Origin of the sequence: Advenella faeciporci, assembly GCF_014652395.1 — a bacterium.
GTDB classification, from domain to species: Bacteria; Pseudomonadota; Gammaproteobacteria; order Burkholderiales; family Burkholderiaceae_B; genus Advenella; species Advenella faeciporci.
This window is the reverse complement of sequence record NZ_BMYS01000029.1, coordinates 1-21544: the sequence shown is the minus strand read 5'-3', so window position 1 is coordinate 21544 and position 21544 is coordinate 1. Positions and strand designations below refer to the sequence as shown.

The following is a 21544-nucleotide window of genomic DNA, read 5'->3' as shown; positions in this document are numbered from 1 at the left end:
CAAAAAATGGACCATGCCCATTCGCAACTGGAAGCTTGCACTGAATCGGTTTATTATCGAGTTTGAGGATCGCATCAGCGATTATATATAACCCAGACGGTTACACAGAATTATTTACACCCTCAAATTTGATAGTAGATTCATTGTGAATTTATGTTAATCAATCTTATTGAGCGTTGTTAAGTGGTGTTTATGCAATCTATTTAGTATATATTTCCGCATTAAATGCTGTTTGAATGTATAAAAAATACCTCAGAAACATATAAAAACCATGTAACTGGAATGTGTCAGTTACAGTATGGTAAAGTTTCGTGTTTCGGTCTCTTGAAATTATGGAAATAGTGTAATGACCTCTAAATTAATACCTACGATTTTGTGTGGTGGTGCTGGCTCCCGTCTTTGGCCTGTTTCCCGGGAAGGGCATCCCAAGCCCTTTATCCGTTTGGCCGATAATCAAAGCTTGTTGCAAAAATCTTTTCTTCGTGGGTTTTCAATAGATGGCGTCAACGACATTATTACCGTTACAAACCGAGAGCTGTTTTTTCAGACAGAAGATGAATTAGCAGAATTAAAGCTGAAGAATATCCGCAGCAACTATATTTTGGAGCCCTTTGGGCGTAATACGGCCGCAGCTATCGTAAGTGCTGCCATGTACGTTAGAAAGGAATTTGGGGATGATGCCATATTGCTGGTTTTGGCGGCAGATCATCTTATTTCCAATAAAGAAGCGTTTCGGGCAGCAGTGGACAAAGCGGTTAAACTGGCAGAAAGTGGTCGTTTGGTGACTTTTGGAATTAAGCCAACTCATCCGGAAACCGGGTACGGTTACATAGAGGCCAATGGTTCGGATGTTGTCCGTTTCGTTGAAAAACCAGAGATTAAAGTAGCTCAAGAGTACATGGATTCCGGGCGTTTTTATTGGAACTCCGGAATGTTCTGTTTCCGTGTTGATACTATCTTGCAAGAGCTTGAAGCCTATTGCCCGGATGTTGTAGCGTCAGTCAAAATGTGTTTGTCCGCTTCCAAGGAGCTCTCAGGAGAAAAGCAAAAGCAGCTTAGCCTTGATGCTGATACATTCCGTCTTGTACCGGATATTTCCATTGACTATGCCGTCATGGAAAAATCAAATGTAGTATCTGTTGTGCCCTGTGATATTGGCTGGAGCGATATTGGTTCCTGGGCGGCCTTAAGTGCAGTTGGAGAGTCTGATGAAAATGGCAACCGGGTTGAAGCCGAAGCTTTGCTGGAAAATGTAAAAAACTGCTATATCAAAAGTGAAGAGCGCTTTGTGGGGGCCATTGGTCTGGAAAATCTGGTGATTGTGGATACGCCCGATGCACTGTTAGTTGCCAACAAGGACTATAGCCAGGATGTTAAAAAAATATATACAACATTAAAGCAGAACGGCAACGAACTTTATAAATGGCACCGTACCGTTTACCGCCCATGGGGTAGTTATACTGTTCTGGAAAACAGTGACCGTTTTAAAATCAAGCGTCTGGAAGTTAAGCCGGGTGGACGCCTGAGCTTGCAAATGCATCATCATCGCAGTGAACATTGGATTGTTGTTAGCGGAATGGCAAAGGTAGTAAACGGTGAGCAGGAAATGTTGGTTAACACTAATGAGTCTACCTATATTCCTGCTGGACACAGGCACCGTCTGGAAAACCCTGGCGTGATAAATCTGGTTTTAATTGAAGTGCAAAGCGGAGAATACCTTGGTGAAGACGACATCGTCCGGTTCCAGGATGTATATGGTCGCGTTGAGCAATAATTCTTTTACAATTATTTGGTAGTTGTGAAATCCAATTTACAAGGAATATTAATACAATGAAAAAGGCTATTATTACGGGTGTTACAGGTCAGGATGGCGCCTATTTAAGCCAAATTCTGCTTGAAAAAGGCTACACTGTATATGGTACTTATCGTAGAACCAGCTCTGTGAATTTCTGGCGTATAGAAGAGCTGGGAATCCAGAATCATCCAAATCTTCATCTGGTTGAGTACGACCTTACAGATTTGGGGGCCAGTATTTCCCTGGTTAATAAATGTGAACCAGACGAGATATATAATCTTGCAGCGCAAAGCTTTGTTGGCGTCAGTTTTGATCAACCCACAACGACTGCTCAAATATCAGGATTAGGGGCTTTGAATCTTCTCGAAGCCATTCGTTTGATCAATACTAAAATTCGATATTATCAGGCAAGTACGTCTGAAATGTTTGGCAAAGTACAGACGATCCCTCAAAATGAAGATACCCCATTCTATCCACGTAGCCCTTATGGCGTATCCAAGCTGTTTGCTCATTGGATGACGGTTAACTACCGTGAAAGTTACGATATTTTTGGCAGTAGCGGCATTCTTTTTAATCATGAAAGTCCCTTGCGTGGACGTGAATTCGTGACCCGGAAAATTACCGACAGTGTTGCCAAAATCAAGCTGGGCAAACTGGATGTGTTGGAACTGGGTAACCTTGATGCCAAGCGTGATTGGGGTTATGCCAAGGAATATGTTGAAGGCATGTGGCGCATTTTACAAGCCAGTCAACCAGATACCTTTGTGTTAGCCACCAACAGAACCGAAACCGTTCGCGATTTTGTTCGACTGGCGTTCAAGGCGGTTGGTATTGAGCTTGAGTTCTCTGGTAAAGACGAAAACGAAACAGCAGTTAATGTTGCAGACGGCAAAGTAGTGATGAAAGTAAATCCGAAATTCTATCGTCCTGCAGAGGTGGATCTGTTGATTGGCGATCCTTCCAAAGCCAAGGCGGTATTGGGCTGGGAGCCAAAAACTTCACTTGAATCATTGTGTGAAATGATGGTTAAAGAAGATCTGCGCCGCAACGAGCAGGGTTTTTCATTCTGATAACACCATGAAATCACATCAACCCAATAAGGTTTTAGTAACAGGTGCCTCGGGGTTTACCGGGCAGTACGTCATTCGTGAACTGAAATCAGCGGGATATCAGGTAGCGGAGCTGGGTTCCAGACCCGCTACCCGAGAAAATTATTATCAGGTTGATTTGCTTGATTATGAACAGTTAAGCAAGGCAATTAGTGATATTAAACCCGATCATGTCATACACCTGGCTGCCGTTGCCTTTGTTGGGCATGGTGATGTCAAGGCTTTTTATGATATAAATCTGGTGGGAACCCGGTATTTGCTCCAGGCGCTTAGTGCCCCAGGGCAAAATTTAAAATCCGTGTTGCTGGCCAGTAGTGCAAATGTTTACGGGAATTCGTCTTCAGGTAGCCTGTCTGAACAGACTGCTCCGGATCCGGTTAATGATTATGCGGTTAGCAAGCTGGCCATGGAATTCATGGCCAAAACTTACCGTAACAAATTGCCAATTATCATAACTCGACCATTTAATTATACTGGCATAGGGCAGGAACCACACTTTGTAATTCCCAAAATTGTTTCGCATTTTCGCGAACGCAAGGCTGAGCTTGAATTGGGAAATACAGAGGTATGGCGTGATTTTGGTGATGTACGGGCAGTGGCGAGGGCATACAGGCAATTGCTAGAGGTACCTGCTGCTATCGGTAAAACAATAAATGTCAGCACAGGTAAAGCAACATCGCTGGGCGATATAATTAGTATTTGTGGGGCCATTACAGGCCATACTTTAACGGTAAAAGTTAATCCTGCCTTTGTACGTGAAAATGAAGTCAAAACGCTAACCGGAAATTCCAGCCTATTGCATTCTTTAATTCCAGACTGGCAGCCAACAGATATAAAAGACACCCTGGCCTGGATGCTTGCGGGTGATGCAGCATTATCACAAGCTTAGTGAGCCTGTATTGAAAGTTCTTCATGTTTTTAAAACATATTATCCCGATACCTATGGTGGCATCGAGGAAGTCATATATCAGCTGGCTACACATAGTGCACAGTATGGTATACAGGCTGAAGTGTTTACATTAAGCAAAAATGTGTCGGGTCTGGCCGATGATATTTACGATGGTCATTGCGTGCATCGGGTCAAGCAGGATTTTGAACTGGCATCAACCACCTTCTCTATGTCTGCCTTTAGGCATTTCCGTAAAATCGCCAGGGATTTTGATCTTATTCACTATCATTTTCCCTGGCCTGTCATGGATTTACTGCACTTTTCTGCGGGGCATGGAAAACCGTCTGTTGTGACCTATCATTCCGATATTATTAAACAGAAATTTCTGTTGCAACTTTATAAACCCGTTCAGCGGCAGTTTTTGAAAAGTGTGCAGGCCATTGTCGCGACCTCTCCCAATTATGCGCAAAGTAGCGCAGTGCTAAGGGAATTTCCCAGTAAGTTATCCACTGTTCCTATAGGTATTGCACCTGTACCACTGACAGACGCAATTCGGGAAAGAATAAGACACTGGGAGAATGTTCTTGCGGGACCATTTTTCCTGTTTATTGGTGCCCTGCGTTATTACAAGGGGTTAGATACCTTAATAGAAGCAGCTGCCAGTGTTCCTTATCCTATAGTTATCGCTGGAGCCGGTTCAGAGGAAGTGCGGTTAAAAGAAGCTGTGCAAAAGAAGGGGCTGTCAAATGTGATGTTTGTTGGGCCGGTTTCTGAAAATGACAAATATGCCTTGCTGTACTTGAGTTACTGTTTTGTTTTTCCGTCTTTTACTCGTACTGAAGCCTATGGGATCGTACTGGTTGAGGCCTCTATGTATGGCAAGCCTATGATTACATGTGAAATTGGCACAGGTACCACATATATTAATCAGGATAAAGAGACCGGAGTAGTTGTTCCGCCCCAAAATCCCAGCGCATTTGCAGGTGCCATGGAACAACTGTGGAATGCGCCAGAGTTGGCAAAGCAATATGGTCATAATGCGCAACAGCGTTATGAACGTTATTATACGGCAGAGCGAATGATGAAAAGTTATGCTGAACTATATAACAAATGCATTAACGTGGAATTTTCTGCGTTGTGTGATTCAGAATAGAGAATAACCAAGGAATTAATTGTGGTCTTTACACAAATGATACACGCCGTATGGAACTACAGGGGTTTCATCAAGGGAAGCGTGAAACGGGAATTCCAGTCCAAGTACAGGAATTCGCTATTAGGTGCCGCATGGATGGTATTGAATCCGCTGGCAATGATTGTTGTATATACCGTCATTTTTTCTCAGATTATGCGTGCCCGCTTGCCTGGTGTGGATTTGCCTTATGCATATAGTATTTATTTGTGTGCAGGTGTCCTAACTTGGGGATTATTTGCCGAAATAGTAAGCCGTTCACAAAATGTGTTTTTGGATAATGCGGGTTTATTAAAAAAGCTTAGCTTCCCGCGGCTGTGCTTGCCGATGATTGTAATTGTGAATGCATTGCTTAATTTCACCATTGTGTTTAGCCTTTTTACCGCTTTTCTTCTGATTACTGGGCAATTTCCGGGCATTTACTTTTTGGGCGTATTTCCTGTATTGGCATTATTGGTTCTATTTGCCATTGGTTTGGGTATCTCTGTTGGCGTATTGAATGTTTTCTTTCGCGATGTAGGGCAGTTCTTTGGTATTGTGCTTCAGTTCTGGTTTTGGCTTACCCCTATTGTATATGTGTCCAATATCTTGCCTGAACGGGCACAACATTATTTGCAATACAATCCGATGACGCCAATAGTACAAGCACTTCAAACAATATTGGTTCACGCAAAATGGCCTGACTGGAGTTCGTTGTGGTTGGTGTGCATTGAAGCGTTAATTTTGTGTATTGTGGGATTGAGTTTATTTCGCAAACACGCCGGTGACATGGTGGATGAACTGTAATGGGAACAATCACAGTAAATAATGTCGGCAAGGCATATAAACAGTATAAAACACGCTGGTCCAGGTTGGCAGAATGGGTGTTGCCGGGAAAACGTAAATATCATGATTTGAAATGGGTGTTGCAAGATATCAATTTCACTGTTGGTGCTGGTGAAGCGGTTGGGATAATCGGTATTAATGGTGCAGGGAAAAGTACCTTGCTAAAAATGATTACCGGCACCACTCAACCCACGACAGGCAGTATTAATATTGCCGGGCGTGTGGCAGCTTTACTGGAACTTGGTATTGGATTTCATCCTGATTTTACCGGACGGCAAAACGTATATATGGCCGGGCAATTAATAGGATACTCAGTAGAGGAAATTTCTAGTTTGATGCCTGCCATAGAGGCTTTTGCTGAAATTGGTGACTATATTGACATGCCGGTTCGAGTTTACAGCAGTGGTATGCAAATGCGCCTGGCATTCAGTGTGGCTACCGCAAAACGGCCGGATGTCTTGATCATTGATGAAGCGCTTTCAGTGGGGGATTCCTACTTTCAGCACAAGAGTTTTGATCGCATACGCGAATTTAATGGACAGGGTACAACCTTGTTAATTGTGAGCCATGATAAAACGGCCATTCAAAGTATCTGTGATAGAGCAATACTTTTGAATGCAGGGCGAATGGTAATGGAAGGTGAGCCGGAAGCGGTGATGGATTATTACAATGCCTTGCTTGCTGACAAGGGGGATAATAAAGTTAAAGTCGAACAAAAAGTTCAAGAGGACGGCAAAGTCCAGACTATCTCTGGCTCGGGAGAGGTGACTGTTACAGATATAAGGTTGATTAATGAAGAGGATCAACCGGTTGAAGTGATTGATGTTGGTCAGAATGTGACGTTACGGGTAACTGTTACGGTTCATGAATCGGTTTCCAAGTTGGTGATGGGGTATGGTATTAAAGACAGGCTAGGCCAGGTAATGTATGGAACGAATACCTATCATACAAAACAGGTTGTTGAGAATCTTAAGACGGGTGAACGGTATGTTTTTAATATCAAATTTCCAGCCAATCTGGGGCCGGGTACTTATTCTGTGCAGACTGCCTTGACAAGTACCGATACGCATCTTGAAAAAAACTATGAGTGGCGTGATTTGGCGCTGATTTTTAACGTGGTGAATATGTCTAAGGTGTTTTTTGTTGGAACCTCGTGGATAGAGCCTGAAATTGAGGTGGTAAATTAATGACAATCATTTCTTACGCCCAGAACTTCGAAGATGTAATGCTTTGGCGAGTGTTAAAAGATATTGAAAATGGCTTCTATATTGATGTTGGCGCAAATGACCCGGTCATTGACTCTGTTACCAAGCTGTTTTATGAAAACGGATGGCGTGGAATTAATATAGAACCATTAAATTCACATTATCAAGACTTAGTAAAAGATCGGCCAGAAGACGTGAATTTACGGGTTGCCGTTGGTAATACTAATGGTGAAATTGAACTTTGGGAGACCGATGTTCGTGGTTGGGCAACAGCGTCAGAAGAGGTTATAAAGAAGCATCAAGAAGAAGGTCACACCGGTAGTAAGCAAACGGTTCCAATGTTAACCCTTGCAGAGATCTGTGAACAATATGCTAAAAAAGATATACATTTTCTAAAAATTGATGTTGAAGGACTTGAAAAGTCTGTCTTGGAAGGAATGGATTTTTTCAAGTATAGGCCTTGGGTTGTAGTTATAGAGGCAACTCTTCCTGATTCGACAGTTGAAACCCATGCAGAATGGGAGCCTATCTTAACCACATCTAATTTTTTAAATGTTTATAACGATGGGTTAAATCGGTTTTATATACCGAATGAGCGTATAAGTCTTAAGGCCGCATTTCGTTACCCACCTAATGTTTTTGATGAATATATTAAATATAATCAATTGACGTCTGAGTTTAGGGCTCAGCAGGCAGAAAACAAATTACAGCAGGCAGAAAACAAATTACAGCAGGCAGAAAACAAATTACAGCAGGCAGAAAACAAAGCGCAGCAGGCAGAAATTAGAGCAATTGAAGTTGAGAGTCGTGTTCAAGTATTAGTTAAAAGTACATCATGGCGTATAACCGCTCCTTTACGTTATACGGGTGATTTTATTCAAAAATTAAAATCGATCAGCCTCCGAAAAAGTATCAAATTATTATTACGGCGAGCTATTTCTTCCATTAACAGTCTCCCTTGGCTCAAGAGGAACATTCTTGCCATACTGAATCGCTTTCCCAATCTCAAACTGCGCGTTGCTCATCTAACTAGCAATGTATTGCAAACTGCTCCGATACGTATTAAAGCTATACCAGAAGAGTTGGTACAACTCACCCCAAGAGCTCGTCAGATATATGGTGATCTCAAAGTTGCAATTGAGCATCATAAAAAAGGAGGGCTCTGATGCGCATTATTATCGATATGCAAGGGGCGCAAGCTGAGAATAAAAAGCGTGGGATTGGTCGTTATGTTCTATCGCTTGTATCTGCCCTTGTGAAAAATCGTGGTGATCATGAAATTTTCCTTGTGTTGAATGGAGAATTTCCTGACTCTATTGAATCCATTCGAGCTGTTTTTGATGATTTGTTGCCATCGGAAAATATTCGTGTTTGGAATGCTGTCGGCTCTATGGCATACATAAAATCGGAAAATGATTGGCGGCGTTATTCTGGAGAACTGTCACGAGAGGCTTTTTTGGTAAGCCTCAAACCGGATGTTGTGCTTTTGTCCAGCTTGTTTGAGGGATTGGTTGATGATGCGGTCACCAGTATTGCCAAATTGTCCCATCGTTTTCCAACAGCTGTTATTTTGTATGACCTTATTCCATTCATTCATCGTACTCCTTATCTAGATAACCCAGTAGTGGAAGCTTGGTATCTTGAGAAAATTGAATACCTTCGTCAAGCTGATCTTTGGTTGGCCATTTCGGAATCATCCAGACAGGAAGGTGTGACACATTTGGGATTGCCAGATGAGTGGTCAGTGAGTATCTCGACTGATGCTGATAGGCATTTTCAGAAACTTGCTGTTTCTGAGGAGGACGAATACAAGCTTAGGAAGAAGTATGGGCTTTCTCGTTCTTTTGTGATGTATACCGGAGGAATCGATCATCGTAAAAATATTGAGGGATTGATTCGAAGCTATGCTAAATTGCCTAAGAATTTGCGAATGTCGCATCAGTTGGCAATAATTTGTTCTGTTCAGCCCGAAAGCAGGCGTAGGCTAGAGAAACTGGCAAATAAACAAGGTTTGAGTGAGAACGAGCTAATACTGACAGGGTTCGTTCCAGAAGAAGATTTGGTTAACCTCTATAATCTTTGCTCGCTTTTTGTATTTCCTTCGTTGCATGAGGGTTTTGGTTTACCTGCGTTGGAGGCCATGCGTTGCGGAGCACCCGTTATCGGGGGTAATAAATCCAGTTTGCCAGAAGTTATTGGTTTGCCTGAAGCGTTGTTTGATCCTTATTCAGATGATGATATAGCCCAAACAATGGAACGTGCCCTAACAAATGACGAGTTTCGCGCAAAGCTTGTTGAGCACGGCAAATATCAAGCGATGAAGTTTTCATGGGATCAGAGTGCCCGTCTTGCCCTTGTTGCAATGGAACGTCTGGTTAAAGAGCGCCAGGATAATAGTTCATTTAATATTGTTTCGGAAAAGCGTCTTAAACTGGCTTATATCTCACCATTACCCCCTGAACGATCGGGTATTGCTGATTATAGCGCTGAGTTATTGCCTGAATTGGCGAAATATTATGATATTGAAGTTGTGATCGCACAGGAGAAAGTGACAGACGCGTGGATAAGTGCCAATTGTCCAATTCGAACAGTTCAATGGTTTATAGATAATGCCAGTCATTATGATCGTGTTCTGTACCATTTTGGTAATTCAGCATTTCATCAACACATGTTTGATCTATTAAGTTCACATCCTGGTGTTGTTGTACTTCATGATTTTTACCTAGCTAACGTATATTATCACATGGAGATGCATGGTTATGAACCTGGCTGTTGGTCGCAAGAACTGTACCAAGCGCACGGTTATGTGGCATTCCATGATCGATTCCATACCAAAAATGAAGTTGATGTAGTATGGAAATATCCATGTAGTTTAAATGTTATTCAGAGTAGTTTGGGAATGATTGCTCATTCAGTAAACACCCTGCGTCTTGCTAAGCAATGGTATGGTGACAAGGGTGATAACTGGTCAGTAATTCCCCTTGTGCGTGATCCCAAGATTAAGAAAGATAGAGAGCTGTCTCGTAAAGCGTTGGGTCTGGGGGCTGAAGATTTCGTGGTATGTGCATTCGGGATACTCGGGCCGACCAAGTTAAATCACCGCTTAGTAGATGCATGGTTGAATTCATCGCTTGGAAAAGACAAAACCTGCCATCTTGTATTTGTTGGTGAAAATCATTCAGGAATCTATGGCAGAGAGTTGCTCGAAAAAATTAGAGTCAATCGGGCTGAAAAAAACATTCGCATAACGGGGTGGGCAGATACTGACTTGTTTCGCAGTTATCTTGTTGCTGCTGATCTTGGTGTTCAATTACGGACTTTGTCACGTGGCGAAACATCAGCGGCAGTTCTAGATTGCATGTGTCATGGTTTGGCGACCATTGTAAATGCAAATGGTAGTATGGCGGATTTGGATGACCGAGCAGTCTGGCGGTTGCTGGATGATTTTTCAGATGAAGACCTTATTACTGCGTTGGAAACACTCTGGCAAGACAGGGGTCAGCGGCAATCCTTGGGGAAGCAGGCAAGAGAAATCATCCTTGATGCTCATAGTCCTCAAGTATGTGCTGAGAAATATAAGGATGCTATTGAAGGCTTCTATGAAGCTGCACAAAATGGGTTGACTGGTCTTTTGTCTACTATAGCTAAAATTCCGGATTCAGCGCCATCGAATGAAGCGCTAATTCAGCTGTCGAGTAGTCTCGCTGAAAATTTTCCACTACAACCAGCTCAAAGACAACTATTAGTTGATATTAGTGAGCTTGTCCAGCGTGATTCAAAGTCAGGAATACAACGTGTTGTGCGTAGTATTCTAAATGCATGGTTGAGTAATCCTCCTCTTGGTTATCGCGTTGAACCTGTTTATGCAACAGTAGGCAACGGTTATCAATATGCTCGCCGTTTTACAGCAGGTTTTTTAGGATGCCCTGATAATTATCTACAAGATGAGCCCATTGATTATGCATTTGGTGATGTGTTTTTTGCCTTGGATTTACAACCCTTGGTGCAAACAGCTCATAGAGAGTTTTATCAAGAATTACGCAGAAAAGGGATTTACGTTCAATTTCTAGTGTATGACCTTCTGTGTATTCAATTGCCTCAATGTTTTGGTCAAGGGGCAGATGAAATGTTTGTCCGTTGGTTGGAAGTCGTTGCTGAAAGCGATGGAGCAGTTTGTATTTCCAGAGCGGTAGCCAACGATCTGACTGAATGGACTCAGAAAAAAGGCTTTGTACGACTTCGACCTTTGAAAATTGACTGGTTTCATCTTGGTGCTGATGTTGATAATTCATTTCCAAGTAAAGGAATACCATCAGAAGCAAAATCCATACTAAACAAACTTCACCGTCATCCCAGTTTTTTAATGGTTGGCACTTTAGAACCCAGGAAAGGTCATGAGCAAATACTCGATGCTTTTGAGCAGCTCTGGCATAGTGGTATAGATGTTAATCTAACTATTGTTGGGAAACAGGGATGGTTAGTAGAAAAGCTGGTTAAACGTTTGCGCAGCCATAATGAGCTTAATGAGCGTTTATTTTGGCTCGAAGGCATCAGTGATGAATACTTGGAGTCGGTTTATGCTGTCAGTACTTGTCTTGTTGCTGCCTCCTACGGAGAAGGTTTTGGTTTGCCTTTGATAGAGGCTGCTCAGCACAAATTACCCATTATTGCTCGCGACATTCCCGTTTTTCGTGAAGTGGCCGGATCTCATGCTTTCTACTTCAATAGTGAAGAACCATCAGTATTTGCAGAATCAATTCGTGAATGGTTAACTTTATATAATGAAAAAGGTCATCCAATATCCGATAACATGCCTTGGTTAACATGGAAAGAAAGCGCTGAACAATTATTGAATATCGTGATTGACAGAGATCATCTTGATTAAGTGTCATTCGTTTCTTGTTTGTGGCTATTGAGAGATTTTATGACTACAGTTGTCGGGCTTGGCGCTACAAGATTGGCTAGGGGGCTTAATGAGGGTGCTTTAGATGGAATTGGCACCTACACTCAGGCATTGCTTTCTCATCTACCACTTGTATCCGATTTAAAATATCGGCCGGTGGTGTGGAGGGAAAGATCCCTGCCCTCTGAATTGATGAGTGGCATGTATTTGCCAAAAATGAGAATGGAATATGATTTGCTAGCCAGCGCTTTTACAGGAAGACGGTCATTTAATGACAATGAAATAGCAGAACAGTTTTCTCTCTTTCATGCAACTGATCATTTCATTCCAAAATTGTGCAAAACACCAGTTATCGCAACGTTGATGGATCCTGTTGCGCTAATGTATCCAGAGTGGGTTCGTCAACGTGGCAGGAAATTCAAAAACTGGTTGTTTCGAAAGGAAGTCACTTGGGCGGAACATTACATTACCATTTCTCATTTTGTTGTGGATGATCTGGTTAAATATTTTAGTATCAATAGGGAAGATATTACTGTAATTCCTTTGGGTGTTGATGATATTTATTTTCAGAAACCTGCTGCTGGTGTTGAAGCAATAACGCTTGAAAAATATGGATTAAATCCTGGTTTTTTTCTTTTTATCGGTACGATACAACCAAGAAAAAATCTGAAAATTCTGCTTGATGCTTTTTCCTTGTTGCCAGTTGATATTCAGAAAAAACATTCGCTTGTTGTGGCTGGCCGATTGGGTTGGGGCTGCGGAGAAGAAGTGCAGATTCTTCAGGAATTGACGAAAAAAGGAGTTGCCAAATGGCTGGATTATGTCAGTACTGAAGAGAAACGTGTTTTACTTTCAACTGCACTTGGTCTTGTTTTTCCTTCTTTATATGAAGGGTTCGGCTTGCCGGTATTAGAGGCCTTTGCCAGTGGGCTGCCAGTGATCGGGTCCAACACGACCGCCCTCGCAGAAGTCATTGGCGATGCCGGAATTCAGGTTAACCCTTTAAATGTAAACGAACTGTGTAGTGCCATGTGCTTGCTTGCCAACGAACCTGCCTTGGCGTTAGATTTGAGTGAAAAAGGGTTGGTTAAGGCGTATAGCCATACATGGAGATTAACATCGACAAAAACAGCAGAAGTGTACAAGAAATTCATGTAAGAAAAGTTTGTATGGTGTATTGAATGTGATGGGTTATGTCTTTTATCAGATTTAATATTATTATGTTGAAATGCAAACCGATGTATATTGTTGTAAAAAATTGGTTGCATAGAAATGAAATATGTTTTGGAAAAAAATCATGCGCATTACAAATAGAAAAAGAATATTGGTGACCGGAGGAGCGGGTTTTTTGGGTTCACATTTATGTGAGCATCTGCTTCAGGAAGGCTGTGATGTCCTTTGTGTTGATAACTTTTATAGTGGTACCAAGGATAATGTCGCACACCTCATTGCTAACCCGCATTTCGAGTTGATGCGTCATGATGTGACTTTTCCATTATATGTAGAAGTTGATGAAATTTATAATTTGGCCTGCCCAGCTTCTCCTGTTCACTATCAGCGTGATCCGGTGCAAACAACTAAAACCAGTGTGCTTGGCGCCATCAATATGCTGGGGTTGGCAAAACGGACAAAGGCTAAACTTTTTCAGGCATCTACCAGTGAAGTCTATGGTGACCCCGAAATTCACCCACAACAGGAAAGTTATTGGGGGCGAGTTAATCCAATAGGGATTCGTTCATGCTACGACGAAGGCAAGCGTTGTGCTGAAACTTTATTCTTCGATTATCATCGACAACATGATCTTGAGATCAAGGTTGTTCGTATATTCAACACTTATGGGCCTCGCATGCACCCTAATGACGGTCGTGTCGTGTCCAATTTTATTGTGCAAGCCCTGCGAGGGGGAGACATTACCATTTATGGCGATGGGTCACAAACGCGCAGCTTCTGTTATGTAGATGATTTAATTGATGGCTTTGTTCGGATGATGGCAAGTCCGAAAGAGGTTACTGGTCCAATCAATTTGGGCAATCCTGTTGAATTCACTATTCGTGAACTGGCTGAGGCTGTGCTTGATTTGGTGGGCGGAGAGTCAAGATTGGTGCTGAAACCATTGCCGCAAGATGATCCACGTCAACGACAACCGGATATTACGCTTGCAAAGAACGCTTTGAACTGGGAACCAAGGGTCAAGCTTAAAGAAGGGCTTGAAATAACAATAGAATACTTCAGAAAATTTTTAGCCTCATGATCAACGCTCAGCATCGTATTATTATTGTTACGCCTGTCTATGAGGATGTTGAAGCCAGCAGTCGGTTGTTTACAGAACTATCCAATCAGTTTGGTAATGATGTTTTTGTGATTGCCGTTGATGATGGTTCGGTTAAGCAACCCGTGCAAGTAGCAAGTCTACAGAACGCAGGGGTTGATGGTGTGGTTCTTAAACTTCGACGCAATGTTGGACATCAACGTGCCATCGCAATTGGTTTGGGATACGCAGCCGAGCATATGCAACCACAGCAGCATGTGGTTGTCATGGATTCTGATGGCGAAGATCTTCCCTCAACAATTCCTGCACTTTTAAAAAATCTTGAAGATGATAATACCGATGTCGTGGTTGCACAACGCAAAAGTCGGGTTGAAACTTTCAGGTTTAAGGCTTTTTACGCACTTTACAAACGGTTTTTTGGGTTGATGACAGGCCGTTCCATCAGCTTTGGCAATTTCATGGCACTCAAGTCAACAGCTGTAAAGCGTCTGGTTGCCATGCAGGAGTTGTCAATTCATGTGGCTGGTGCAGTTCTTGCCTCAAAATTACGGACAAAAATGTGTCCACTGGACCGTGGTCCTCGATATGCAGGCCAGTCAAAGATGAATTTTGTTGGCCTCGCGCTTCACGGTTTCAAAGGCCTGATGGTTTTTGCCGAAGATGTATTGGTACGCGTCGGCATGGCATGTGCGGGTATTGCGGCTTTATCAATCCTTGGTGCAACAGCAGCAATTATTTTGAAATTAATCGGATTTTCTACACCAGGTTGGTTTTCCATTGTCCTTGGCATTTTAGTCTTGATGTTTTTACAGACTGGTGCGCTGGCACTTATGACGCTCATGTTAACTGGCGTTGTTAGGGGTGGAACAGTTACTACAGCAATAGCCTACCGTGAATTCATTGAAAGCGTTTGGGAAACGGACAAGACCTCTGTATCAACATGAGAAAGCATGCTGGTGAAGTTGGAAGATATATTGTCAACGGGTTAGTGGCTACTGCCGTGCATTATAGTGTATTAATGGCGAACTTGGAGTTGCTTGATTTTCAATCAGCAGGTGTGGCCAATTTTGTTGCAGCTTTATTTGGCATCATGGTCTCTTACTTTGGTAGTCGCTATTTCGTATTTAAAAATACTGTAGAAAGCATAATTTCGCAAGCTTCTAAGTTTGGTATTTTGTATGGATTAATTGCTATTTTGCACGGGTTTGTTTTATTTGTGTGGGCAGATTGGTATGCTTTTAGCTATAGCACAGGCTTTTTAATTGCAACTGTCTTGCAGGTTTCACTAAGTTATTTGGGTAATAAATTTCTGGTATTTAAAAAATGAAAATACAAAAAGCATTAATAGCAACTGTGATTTTTGTCACTGTATTGGTAGTTATTTATTACCTACACATCAATTTTTTTAAAGTTGATGTGGTATTTTATGCTGCCATTGTCGATGGCATATTGGCAGCCGTCATATCAGGTTTAATTCTGTATTTTTTTAAATATTTCTCAATTTTCAATTCTTTTGAGAAATTACTGTTATTTTTTATCTGGGTAATTTCTGCTTACACTCTGGCTATCTCAGTGCCAACAGTGATTGACCGTTCACTTTCTTTCTATATTCTTGAAAAACTGCAGCAAAGAGGTGGAGGTATTAAGCAGGACAGCTTCAAGCAGGTGTTTACTGAGGAATATGTTAAAGAGCATCGTTTGATGGATGTGCGGCTTACAGAACAGTTGGAATCTGGAACCATTGTGATTGAGGATGGGTGTGTTCTTTTGACTGAAAAAGGTGAAAACATTGCCACATTTGGGCGTTATTTCCGACAAAACTGGTTGCCGAAGCAGAGATTGTTGATGGGTGAGTATAGCGCCGATTTGACGGATCCATTTCAGGCTAGTGTTTCATCTGTTGGATATGAGTGCAGTCTTGGAAAAAAAGATACGATGAAATAATATGGTAAATACAAGTAAGAAAAAATATTTTCTATTATCAATGATTTGGCTTTTATTGATATCGTGTTTAACATTTTTTAAACATGCTCCGCAATGGCTTAATGCTGATGTGTTGATGAATTCTGTTATGTCTTTGCAAAATTTGACGTTATTCTATTGGGGGCAGAATAGGCTTTTAAATATTTTACCTGCGCTTACTTCATTAATAAAAAATCCAGAGTTAAATTTAGCCTCGGTGCTATTTTTTGCAGCATTATCTTTTTACTTGTTGCTATTTGTTATATCAAGATTTTCGGCTTTATTGGTTAATCCATCAAAGTTATATTTTTTATCACTACAAATATTCGTAGTGATATCTATTGTTTTTGTTGGTATTTTTAATTCAAATGCTATATTTGAAATGGCAATATGGCATATCGAGTATACTTTTGCTGCTTTATTATTGAGTCTTTCATTATATTTAATTTTTTTTAATAAAAATAATAATAAATTTAATTTTTTCATATCAATAATTTCGGTAATACTGGCAATAGGTATAAATCCTTCAATTTTTATTCCGGTAATTTTTATTACTATTGCTATCATTATATACAGGCGTAAAATTATTGCACCTGAGATTATTTACATATTTTTTTCATTGATTTCATTTTTTTCTTGGGACTTTGTTTCTAAAAATCATGGCGACCTCCAATATAATGAATTTGATATTAATTTGTTGAAGATTGGTCTAGAAAAGGTTTTTAATGAATTATTAACGGCCTTTGAGCTTCCTGTTCTATTTTTATTAATTGCTATTTTGATGTTAATAAAATTATTATTTTTAATAAAGAGAAGTAGTGAAGGTTATTGTGAATATAAATTAGCGCGGTATACGATATATTGCATTGTTATTTTTTCTGTTGCGTGGTTTTTTTTGTTTTCAAGTAGTCATTGGGTTGAAATAAATCAATTTTCATGGAGATATTTTACCTTTGTTGTTTTTGGTTTCTTGATGTTTATTTCGATTGAAATAGCTAAAATTTTCAATGAAATAAAACTTAAATACGCTGTTTTTTTTACAACTATTCTCAGTTTGGTAGCAATGATAGTGTTATTTGTCACGCCTACCTCTTTTAATAATTACAAAATTATTCAACGAGTTAATAATTTATCTACACCTGGTAGTAGTCTCTATGCAGGAGATTACTGGGTTGTTTGGCCCTCTGTTTTAAGAGATATGATGAAAGGATATGAAGCTTATGGTTTAGGCTACAGAGCTGAGGGCAATAAAGAAAAGGTAAAAAATTATGTATTTGAAAAAATTAAAGATAATGGTTATGTAATTGTAATATGCTTAAATGAAAAAGTGGTTAATTGTGTCAATCAAATAAATTCAGTTGTGGGGCCTATATATGTAAGGGAAAGCACACTTGTTAATGATCAGGTTCACAAGATAAAAATAACTGATTTTTCACGTGGCTTTGTGTATGAAAGGGAATCGTTTACCAACCTGCCTTCAAATGTTGGTTTAGTTGTAAATCACAGTAAGCAATCAGATGGTAGAGCTGGATATCTTGCGTATGGTCCATATGTACCCTTGAAGGCTGGTAAGTACAAACTTACTGTTTTTGGGTCTTCAAAAAAATTAAATGGAGCTTATATTGATATTGTTTCAGATAAAGGTGATGTGGTTTATAAAAAAATAGAATTGCCTCAGTACGTTAAAGGTTCTTTGCTTGATGAAGTGTCAATTGATATACCTGAAAATGCTTTGGACTTAGAGGTGAGGGTTTGGGTTAATGAAGATGACGAGTTAACCTTTTCTGGGTATAAACTTGAATCAGTTTCTGCTTTTCAATAATGGATAAGAAAATAATTAATATGAAAATTGTCATTGCCGGAACAGGTTACGTTGGATTGTCCAACGGTGTTTTATTATCACAGCATCATGAAGTAGTTGCTTTGGACATCATTCCTGAAAAAGTTGAAATGATTAATTCCAGAAAATCGTCAATTCAGGATGTTGAACTTGAAGATTATCTCAAGAACAAGCCCCTGAATTTACGAGCTACTCTTGACAAGAATGAAGCTTATCTAGGGGCGGATTACGTCATTATTGCGACTCCCACTGACTATGATCCTGAGACCAATTACTTCAATACTCAATCAGTTGAGGCCATTATCAGGGATGTCATAAACATCAATCCTGATGCTGTTATGGTAATTAAATCGACGATACCCGTTGGTTATACTGAAAAAATAAGAAACGAGTTTGGTACACAAAATCTTATTTTCTCGCCAGAGTTTTTGCGTGAAGGCCGTGCGTTATATGACAACTTGTTCCCTTCACGCATTGTAGTCGGAGAGCAATCGGAGCGAGCCCAAATCTTTGCTGATTTGCTTACGGAAGGGGCAATTAAAAAGGATATTCCGGTTCTTTTAACAGATTCAACTGAAGCAGAAGCGATTAAACTATTTGCTAATACTTATCTGGCCATGCGGGTTTCTTATTTCAACGAGCTTGATACTTATGCCGCTACCCATGGTCTTGACAGTAAACAAATCATTGATGGTGTTGGCCTGGATCCTCGCATTGGCACTCACTACAATAATCCTAGTTTCGGTTATGGTGGTTACTGCTTACCCAAAGACACAAAACAGTTATTAGCCAATTACCGTGATGTCCCACAAAATCTTATCCATGCCATCGTAGAGTCCAATACTACCCGTAAAGACTTTATTGCCAATGATATTCTTCGACGTAAGCCCAAAGTCGTTGGTATTTATCGTCTTATTATGAAAGCTGGTTCGGATAACTTTCGGGCGTCCAGCATTCAGGGTGTTATGAAGCGCATTAAAGCCAAGGGTATTGACGTAATTATTTACGAACCAGCGCTGCAAGAAAACGAATTTTTCAATTCCCGTGTAATTTCTGACCTGGAAGCGTTTAAGGAGAGTGCCGACGTTATCGTCTGTAATCGTATGACCGATGTACTAGAGGATGTGAAAAATAAAGTTTACACGCGCGATCTGTTTGGGGTTGATAGTTAAGAGGTGGGAGCATATTTGACTAGGTATGTAAAAACTTTGTATTTATCTTAACAATTAGACTGAAATGCTCTTGCATAATGAGCTATTCCACAGTCAATAAATTAAGATATCCGTTTAAGCAGATGCCATGCTTATTTAATGATCGGATGCTTACTTTCAAGGAGGGTTTATGATTAAAAATAATAATGTATTGAGTACTGCCGCGCTTCTAGTGGTTGCTTTTCTTCTTGTTATCAATATTGGCATGCTTATTTCGTATTTGTTTTATGGCTATCAGGCGGAGTTTCATTCCGATAGCGCGGTTAAGGTTCTACTCGCAAAAGAAATCGTTCTTGCCAATGATTATTTCCCAGATGATTGGAATTACATCAATAACGATTTTTTTGTTTTTTTTGGGCATACATTCATTATTCCATTACTTACAGTAATGCCAGCCGGGTTTACTGCGCATGCTTTTTCAGGCCTGTTTTTTGCTGTTCTGTTATTGACAGGGGTATGGTTTCTTTCAGGGTTGACGGACTTAGGTACAAAACGCCGTCTTCTGATTCTGGCTATTGTTGCTGGGGGTATTTCAAGTATCTCTGCTGAAAACCTGTATGGGCAGGTTAGTTATTGTGCAGAGATAGTTTTTTGCTGTTATCTGATTTTCTTCTCATGTAAGTTTTTTCAATCGAATGGCAAGCGCACGTATCTATGGGGCATGGGGATATTCCTGCTCGTCTCTCTCATATACTGGGAGAACCCTCAACGGGCTACTATAGTGTACGGAGTACCATTTTTGGGGGCTGTTTGCTGGCAATTTATGCGGGGAAATAGCTGGATTCGAAGAAAATTATGGCAAATATCAGCCATTTTTTTTATGGGCTTAGGGGTAGGTATTGCTTTACACACATATACGTTATCAGGTGTAAACAATATACTGACTGTAGGGGATGCGCGCTGGCTTTCCTACGAAATGATGTTGCGTAATCTTAGTTTGACTCCCAAGGGTGTTTTGTATGTTTTTGGGGGCTTGCCAAATCCCGGAGATTACCTGGTAAGCTTGGGCGGGGTTTATGAAGCCTTGCGATTGTTGGCTGCTGTCATAAGTGCAGTTCTGGTTCCTTGGGCAGTTTTTAAGGCTTTTCGTTATTCAAATGATGGAATGGGTTTTTTTGGCAGTTTCGTTGCGATAGCGTTTGCTAGCGTTTTCTTTCTGTATGTGACTACGACTATTCCAGACATGAATGATGCTGTACAGAGTTCAAGGTATTTGTTGCCTTCCCTGTTTCTTGGCTTGATCATTTTACTAATGAGCCCTATTGATCGGTTCAAAGCACCATTTTCAGCTATCTCTACGATATTCATTATTGTTTTTTTTATAACGAGTGGTTATCAGATTTTCCGTTTATCTGGCAAAGAAGTTCTGCCCGCTTGGGGTCAGCCAGGTCAGTACAACCCTCATAAAAAAAGTCTGGTTAACTTCCTCATTTCCCAGAATCTTGAGTATGGTTATGCCACATACTGGAATGCAGGTGTTGTGAGCGTTTTGAGTGATGAAAAGGTTTTGGTAAGACAAATATTAATAAAAAACGGTATTCCGGTGCCGATGAAACACTTGTCGTCCAATCGGTGGTACAGGCCCGAGGCGCGGCATGGTGAAACGTTTTTATTGTTGACCGACGCTGAAGCCAAGCTTATAGAATGGGAAGTGCTTGAGGCATATAATGTGAAGCCGGATCGAAGTTATGAAATCAATGGCTTCAATATATATGTCTTCAAGGATAACTTGGCCAATCATTTGCCTGGGTGGGATGCCCACTTTGAAGTTCCCTTCAAGTTTATCCCTAACGAATACTCCCTGCGTAAACTTACCCTAAAAAGGCACAAGCCAAAACCAGAGATTTCTGCCATTATCATCTTTGATGGAGGAAATCATGAAGCGATCTAAATTTACAGAAACTCAGATTGTGGCTATTTTGAAATTGGCTGAGCAAGGCATGAAAGTGACCNGACTTATTACCAGTGGAAAAGCAAGTACGGTGGTTTGGAGGCGTCGGATTTGAAACGATTGCGGGACATCGAGGTGGAAAATGCCCGTCTAAAGAAAATGTACGCAGAATTGGCTTTGGAGAACGCAGCGATCAAAGATTTGCTGGGAAAGCTCTGACGCCGGAGCGACGACGTGAAGCGGCCTTGCACTTGGTTCTGCGGGGCTCGCTGTCCATTGCCCGGGCATGTCGTCTGACACGCCTGTCTCGTCGCAGTTGGTACCGGCCTCCTGAGTTCGACACTTTAATCCTGTGCTTTTGACACGAACGCCTTTATTCATGCGGGTTTTTAATTAATTTAATGCAATTATTTGTAATGGCACGTTTTAATAAAAAAACATTGTATTAAATATTAA

At 40.8% G+C, this 21544-nt stretch carries 16 protein-coding genes and 1 pseudogene; all 17 read left to right on the top strand.

Translation table 11 applies throughout. The annotated features are described in order from the left end of the window. Positions 1–346 precede the first annotated feature (346 nt). Complete coding sequence (locus tag IE074_RS13940; RefSeq protein WP_189386058.1) at positions 347–1774, top strand: mannose-1-phosphate guanylyltransferase/mannose-6-phosphate isomerase; 1428 nt, start codon at positions 347–349, stop codon at positions 1772–1774. 56 nt (positions 1775–1830) lie between these two features. Further along, positions 1831–2865: a GDP-mannose 4,6-dehydratase gene (gene gmd, locus IE074_RS13935; RefSeq protein ID WP_189386057.1), complete on the top strand. Its 1035-nt coding sequence runs from the start codon at positions 1831–1833 to the stop codon at positions 2863–2865. 7 nt (positions 2866–2872) lie between these two features. Next, positions 2873–3793: an NAD-dependent epimerase/dehydratase family protein gene (locus tag IE074_RS13930; protein ID WP_189386056.1), complete on the top strand. Its 921-nt coding sequence runs from the start codon at positions 2873–2875 to the stop codon at positions 3791–3793. Continuing rightward, entirely contained in the window at positions 3771–4946 is a 1176-nt protein-coding gene (locus IE074_RS13925) for a glycosyltransferase family 4 protein (RefSeq protein ID WP_229794033.1), read from the top strand. Before IE074_RS13930 ends, IE074_RS13925 begins: the two co-directional genes overlap by 23 nt. A gap of 36 nt (positions 4947–4982) precedes the next feature. Further along, a complete protein-coding gene (locus IE074_RS13920; protein WP_189386059.1) occupies positions 4983–5768 on the top strand; it encodes an ABC transporter permease in 786 nt (261 codons plus the stop codon). Beyond that, positions 5768–6994, top strand: a complete 1227-nt coding sequence (locus tag IE074_RS13915) for an ABC transporter ATP-binding protein (RefSeq protein ID WP_189386055.1) — start codon at positions 5768–5770, stop codon at positions 6992–6994. Before IE074_RS13920 ends, IE074_RS13915 begins: the two co-directional genes overlap by 1 nt. Further along, the gene (locus IE074_RS13910) at positions 6994–8178 is read left to right on the top strand and encodes an FkbM family methyltransferase (protein WP_189386054.1); all 1185 of its coding nucleotides are present in this window, start codon (positions 6994–6996) and stop codon (positions 8176–8178) included. Before IE074_RS13915 ends, IE074_RS13910 begins: the two co-directional genes overlap by 1 nt. Continuing rightward, positions 8178–11897: a glycosyltransferase gene (locus IE074_RS13905; RefSeq protein WP_189386053.1), complete on the top strand. Its 3720-nt coding sequence runs from the start codon at positions 8178–8180 to the stop codon at positions 11895–11897. The genes IE074_RS13910 and IE074_RS13905 overlap by 1 nt, the downstream gene beginning before the upstream one ends. 39 nt (positions 11898–11936) lie before the next feature. Further along, positions 11937–13073, top strand: coding sequence for a glycosyltransferase family 4 protein (locus tag IE074_RS13900; RefSeq protein ID WP_189386052.1), 1137 nt, complete (start codon positions 11937–11939; stop codon positions 13071–13073). Between the two features lie 139 nt (positions 13074–13212). Beyond that, positions 13213–14166, top strand: a complete 954-nt coding sequence (locus IE074_RS13895) for a UDP-glucuronic acid decarboxylase family protein (RefSeq protein WP_189386051.1) — start codon at positions 13213–13215, stop codon at positions 14164–14166. Beyond that, on the top strand, positions 14163–15128 hold the full coding sequence (locus IE074_RS13890) for a glycosyltransferase (protein WP_189386050.1): 966 nt from the start codon (positions 14163–14165) through the stop codon (positions 15126–15128). The genes IE074_RS13895 and IE074_RS13890 overlap by 4 nt, the downstream gene beginning before the upstream one ends. Next, positions 15125–15511 (top strand): GtrA family protein, encoded by a 387-nt coding sequence (locus tag IE074_RS13885; protein WP_189386049.1) that lies wholly within the window; start codon positions 15125–15127, stop codon positions 15509–15511. The genes IE074_RS13890 and IE074_RS13885 overlap by 4 nt, the downstream gene beginning before the upstream one ends. After that, positions 15508–16128 carry a hypothetical protein gene (locus IE074_RS13880; RefSeq protein WP_189386048.1) on the top strand — a complete coding sequence of 207 codons (621 nt, stop codon included), beginning with the start codon at positions 15508–15510 and terminating at the stop codon, positions 16126–16128. Before IE074_RS13885 ends, IE074_RS13880 begins: the two co-directional genes overlap by 4 nt. A gap of 1 nt (position 16129) precedes the next feature. After that, positions 16130–17968, top strand: coding sequence for a hypothetical protein (locus tag IE074_RS13875; RefSeq protein ID WP_189386047.1), 1839 nt, complete (start codon positions 16130–16132; stop codon positions 17966–17968). A gap of 20 nt (positions 17969–17988) precedes the next feature. Beyond that, positions 17989–19158 (top strand): nucleotide sugar dehydrogenase, encoded by a 1170-nt coding sequence (locus tag IE074_RS13870; RefSeq protein WP_189386046.1) that lies wholly within the window; start codon positions 17989–17991, stop codon positions 19156–19158. 169 nt (positions 19159–19327) lie between these two features. Beyond that, positions 19328–21088 carry a hypothetical protein gene (locus tag IE074_RS13865; protein WP_189386045.1) on the top strand — a complete coding sequence of 587 codons (1761 nt, stop codon included), beginning with the start codon at positions 19328–19330 and terminating at the stop codon, positions 21086–21088. After that, positions 21075–21420, top strand: a pseudogene (locus IE074_RS15095) (transposase); the annotation flags it as partial. The gene IE074_RS13865 and the pseudogene IE074_RS15095, both read left to right, overlap by 14 nt. Positions 21421–21544 lie beyond the last annotated feature (124 nt).

Bases quoted from the DNA above. Each gene is read 5' to 3' on its own strand.
- IE074_RS13890 (WP_189386050.1), top strand. From the start codon at position 14,163: ATGATCAACGCTCAGCATCGTATTATTATTGTTACGCCTGTCTATGAG.
- IE074_RS13930 (WP_189386056.1), top strand. From the start codon at position 2,873: ATGAAATCACATCAACCCAATAAGGTTTTAGTAACAGGTGCCTCGGGG.
- IE074_RS13940 (WP_189386058.1), top strand. From the start codon at position 347: ATGACCTCTAAATTAATACCTACGATTTTGTGTGGTGGTGCTGGCTCC.
- IE074_RS13925 (WP_229794033.1), top strand. From the start codon at position 3,771: ATGCAGCATTATCACAAGCTTAGTGAGCCTGTATTGAAAGTTCTTCAT.
- IE074_RS13880 (WP_189386048.1), top strand. From the start codon at position 15,508: ATGAAAATACAAAAAGCATTAATAGCAACTGTGATTTTTGTCACTGTA.
- IE074_RS13875 (WP_189386047.1), top strand. From the start codon at position 16,130: ATGGTAAATACAAGTAAGAAAAAATATTTTCTATTATCAATGATTTGG.
- IE074_RS13900 (WP_189386052.1), top strand. From the start codon at position 11,937: ATGACTACAGTTGTCGGGCTTGGCGCTACAAGATTGGCTAGGGGGCTT.
- IE074_RS13895 (WP_189386051.1), top strand. From the start codon at position 13,213: ATGCGCATTACAAATAGAAAAAGAATATTGGTGACCGGAGGAGCGGGT.
- IE074_RS13910 (WP_189386054.1), top strand. From the start codon at position 6,994: ATGACAATCATTTCTTACGCCCAGAACTTCGAAGATGTAATGCTTTGG.
- IE074_RS13865 (WP_189386045.1), top strand. From the start codon at position 19,328: ATGATTAAAAATAATAATGTATTGAGTACTGCCGCGCTTCTAGTGGTT.
- IE074_RS13870 (WP_189386046.1), top strand. From the start codon at position 17,989: ATGAAAATTGTCATTGCCGGAACAGGTTACGTTGGATTGTCCAACGGT.
- gmd (WP_189386057.1), top strand. From the start codon at position 1,831: ATGAAAAAGGCTATTATTACGGGTGTTACAGGTCAGGATGGCGCCTAT.
- IE074_RS13915 (WP_189386055.1), top strand. From the start codon at position 5,768: ATGGGAACAATCACAGTAAATAATGTCGGCAAGGCATATAAACAGTAT.
- IE074_RS13885 (WP_189386049.1), top strand. From the start codon at position 15,125: ATGAGAAAGCATGCTGGTGAAGTTGGAAGATATATTGTCAACGGGTTA.
- IE074_RS13920 (WP_189386059.1), top strand. From the start codon at position 4,983: ATGATACACGCCGTATGGAACTACAGGGGTTTCATCAAGGGAAGCGTG.
- IE074_RS13905 (WP_189386053.1), top strand. From the start codon at position 8,178: ATGCGCATTATTATCGATATGCAAGGGGCGCAAGCTGAGAATAAAAAG.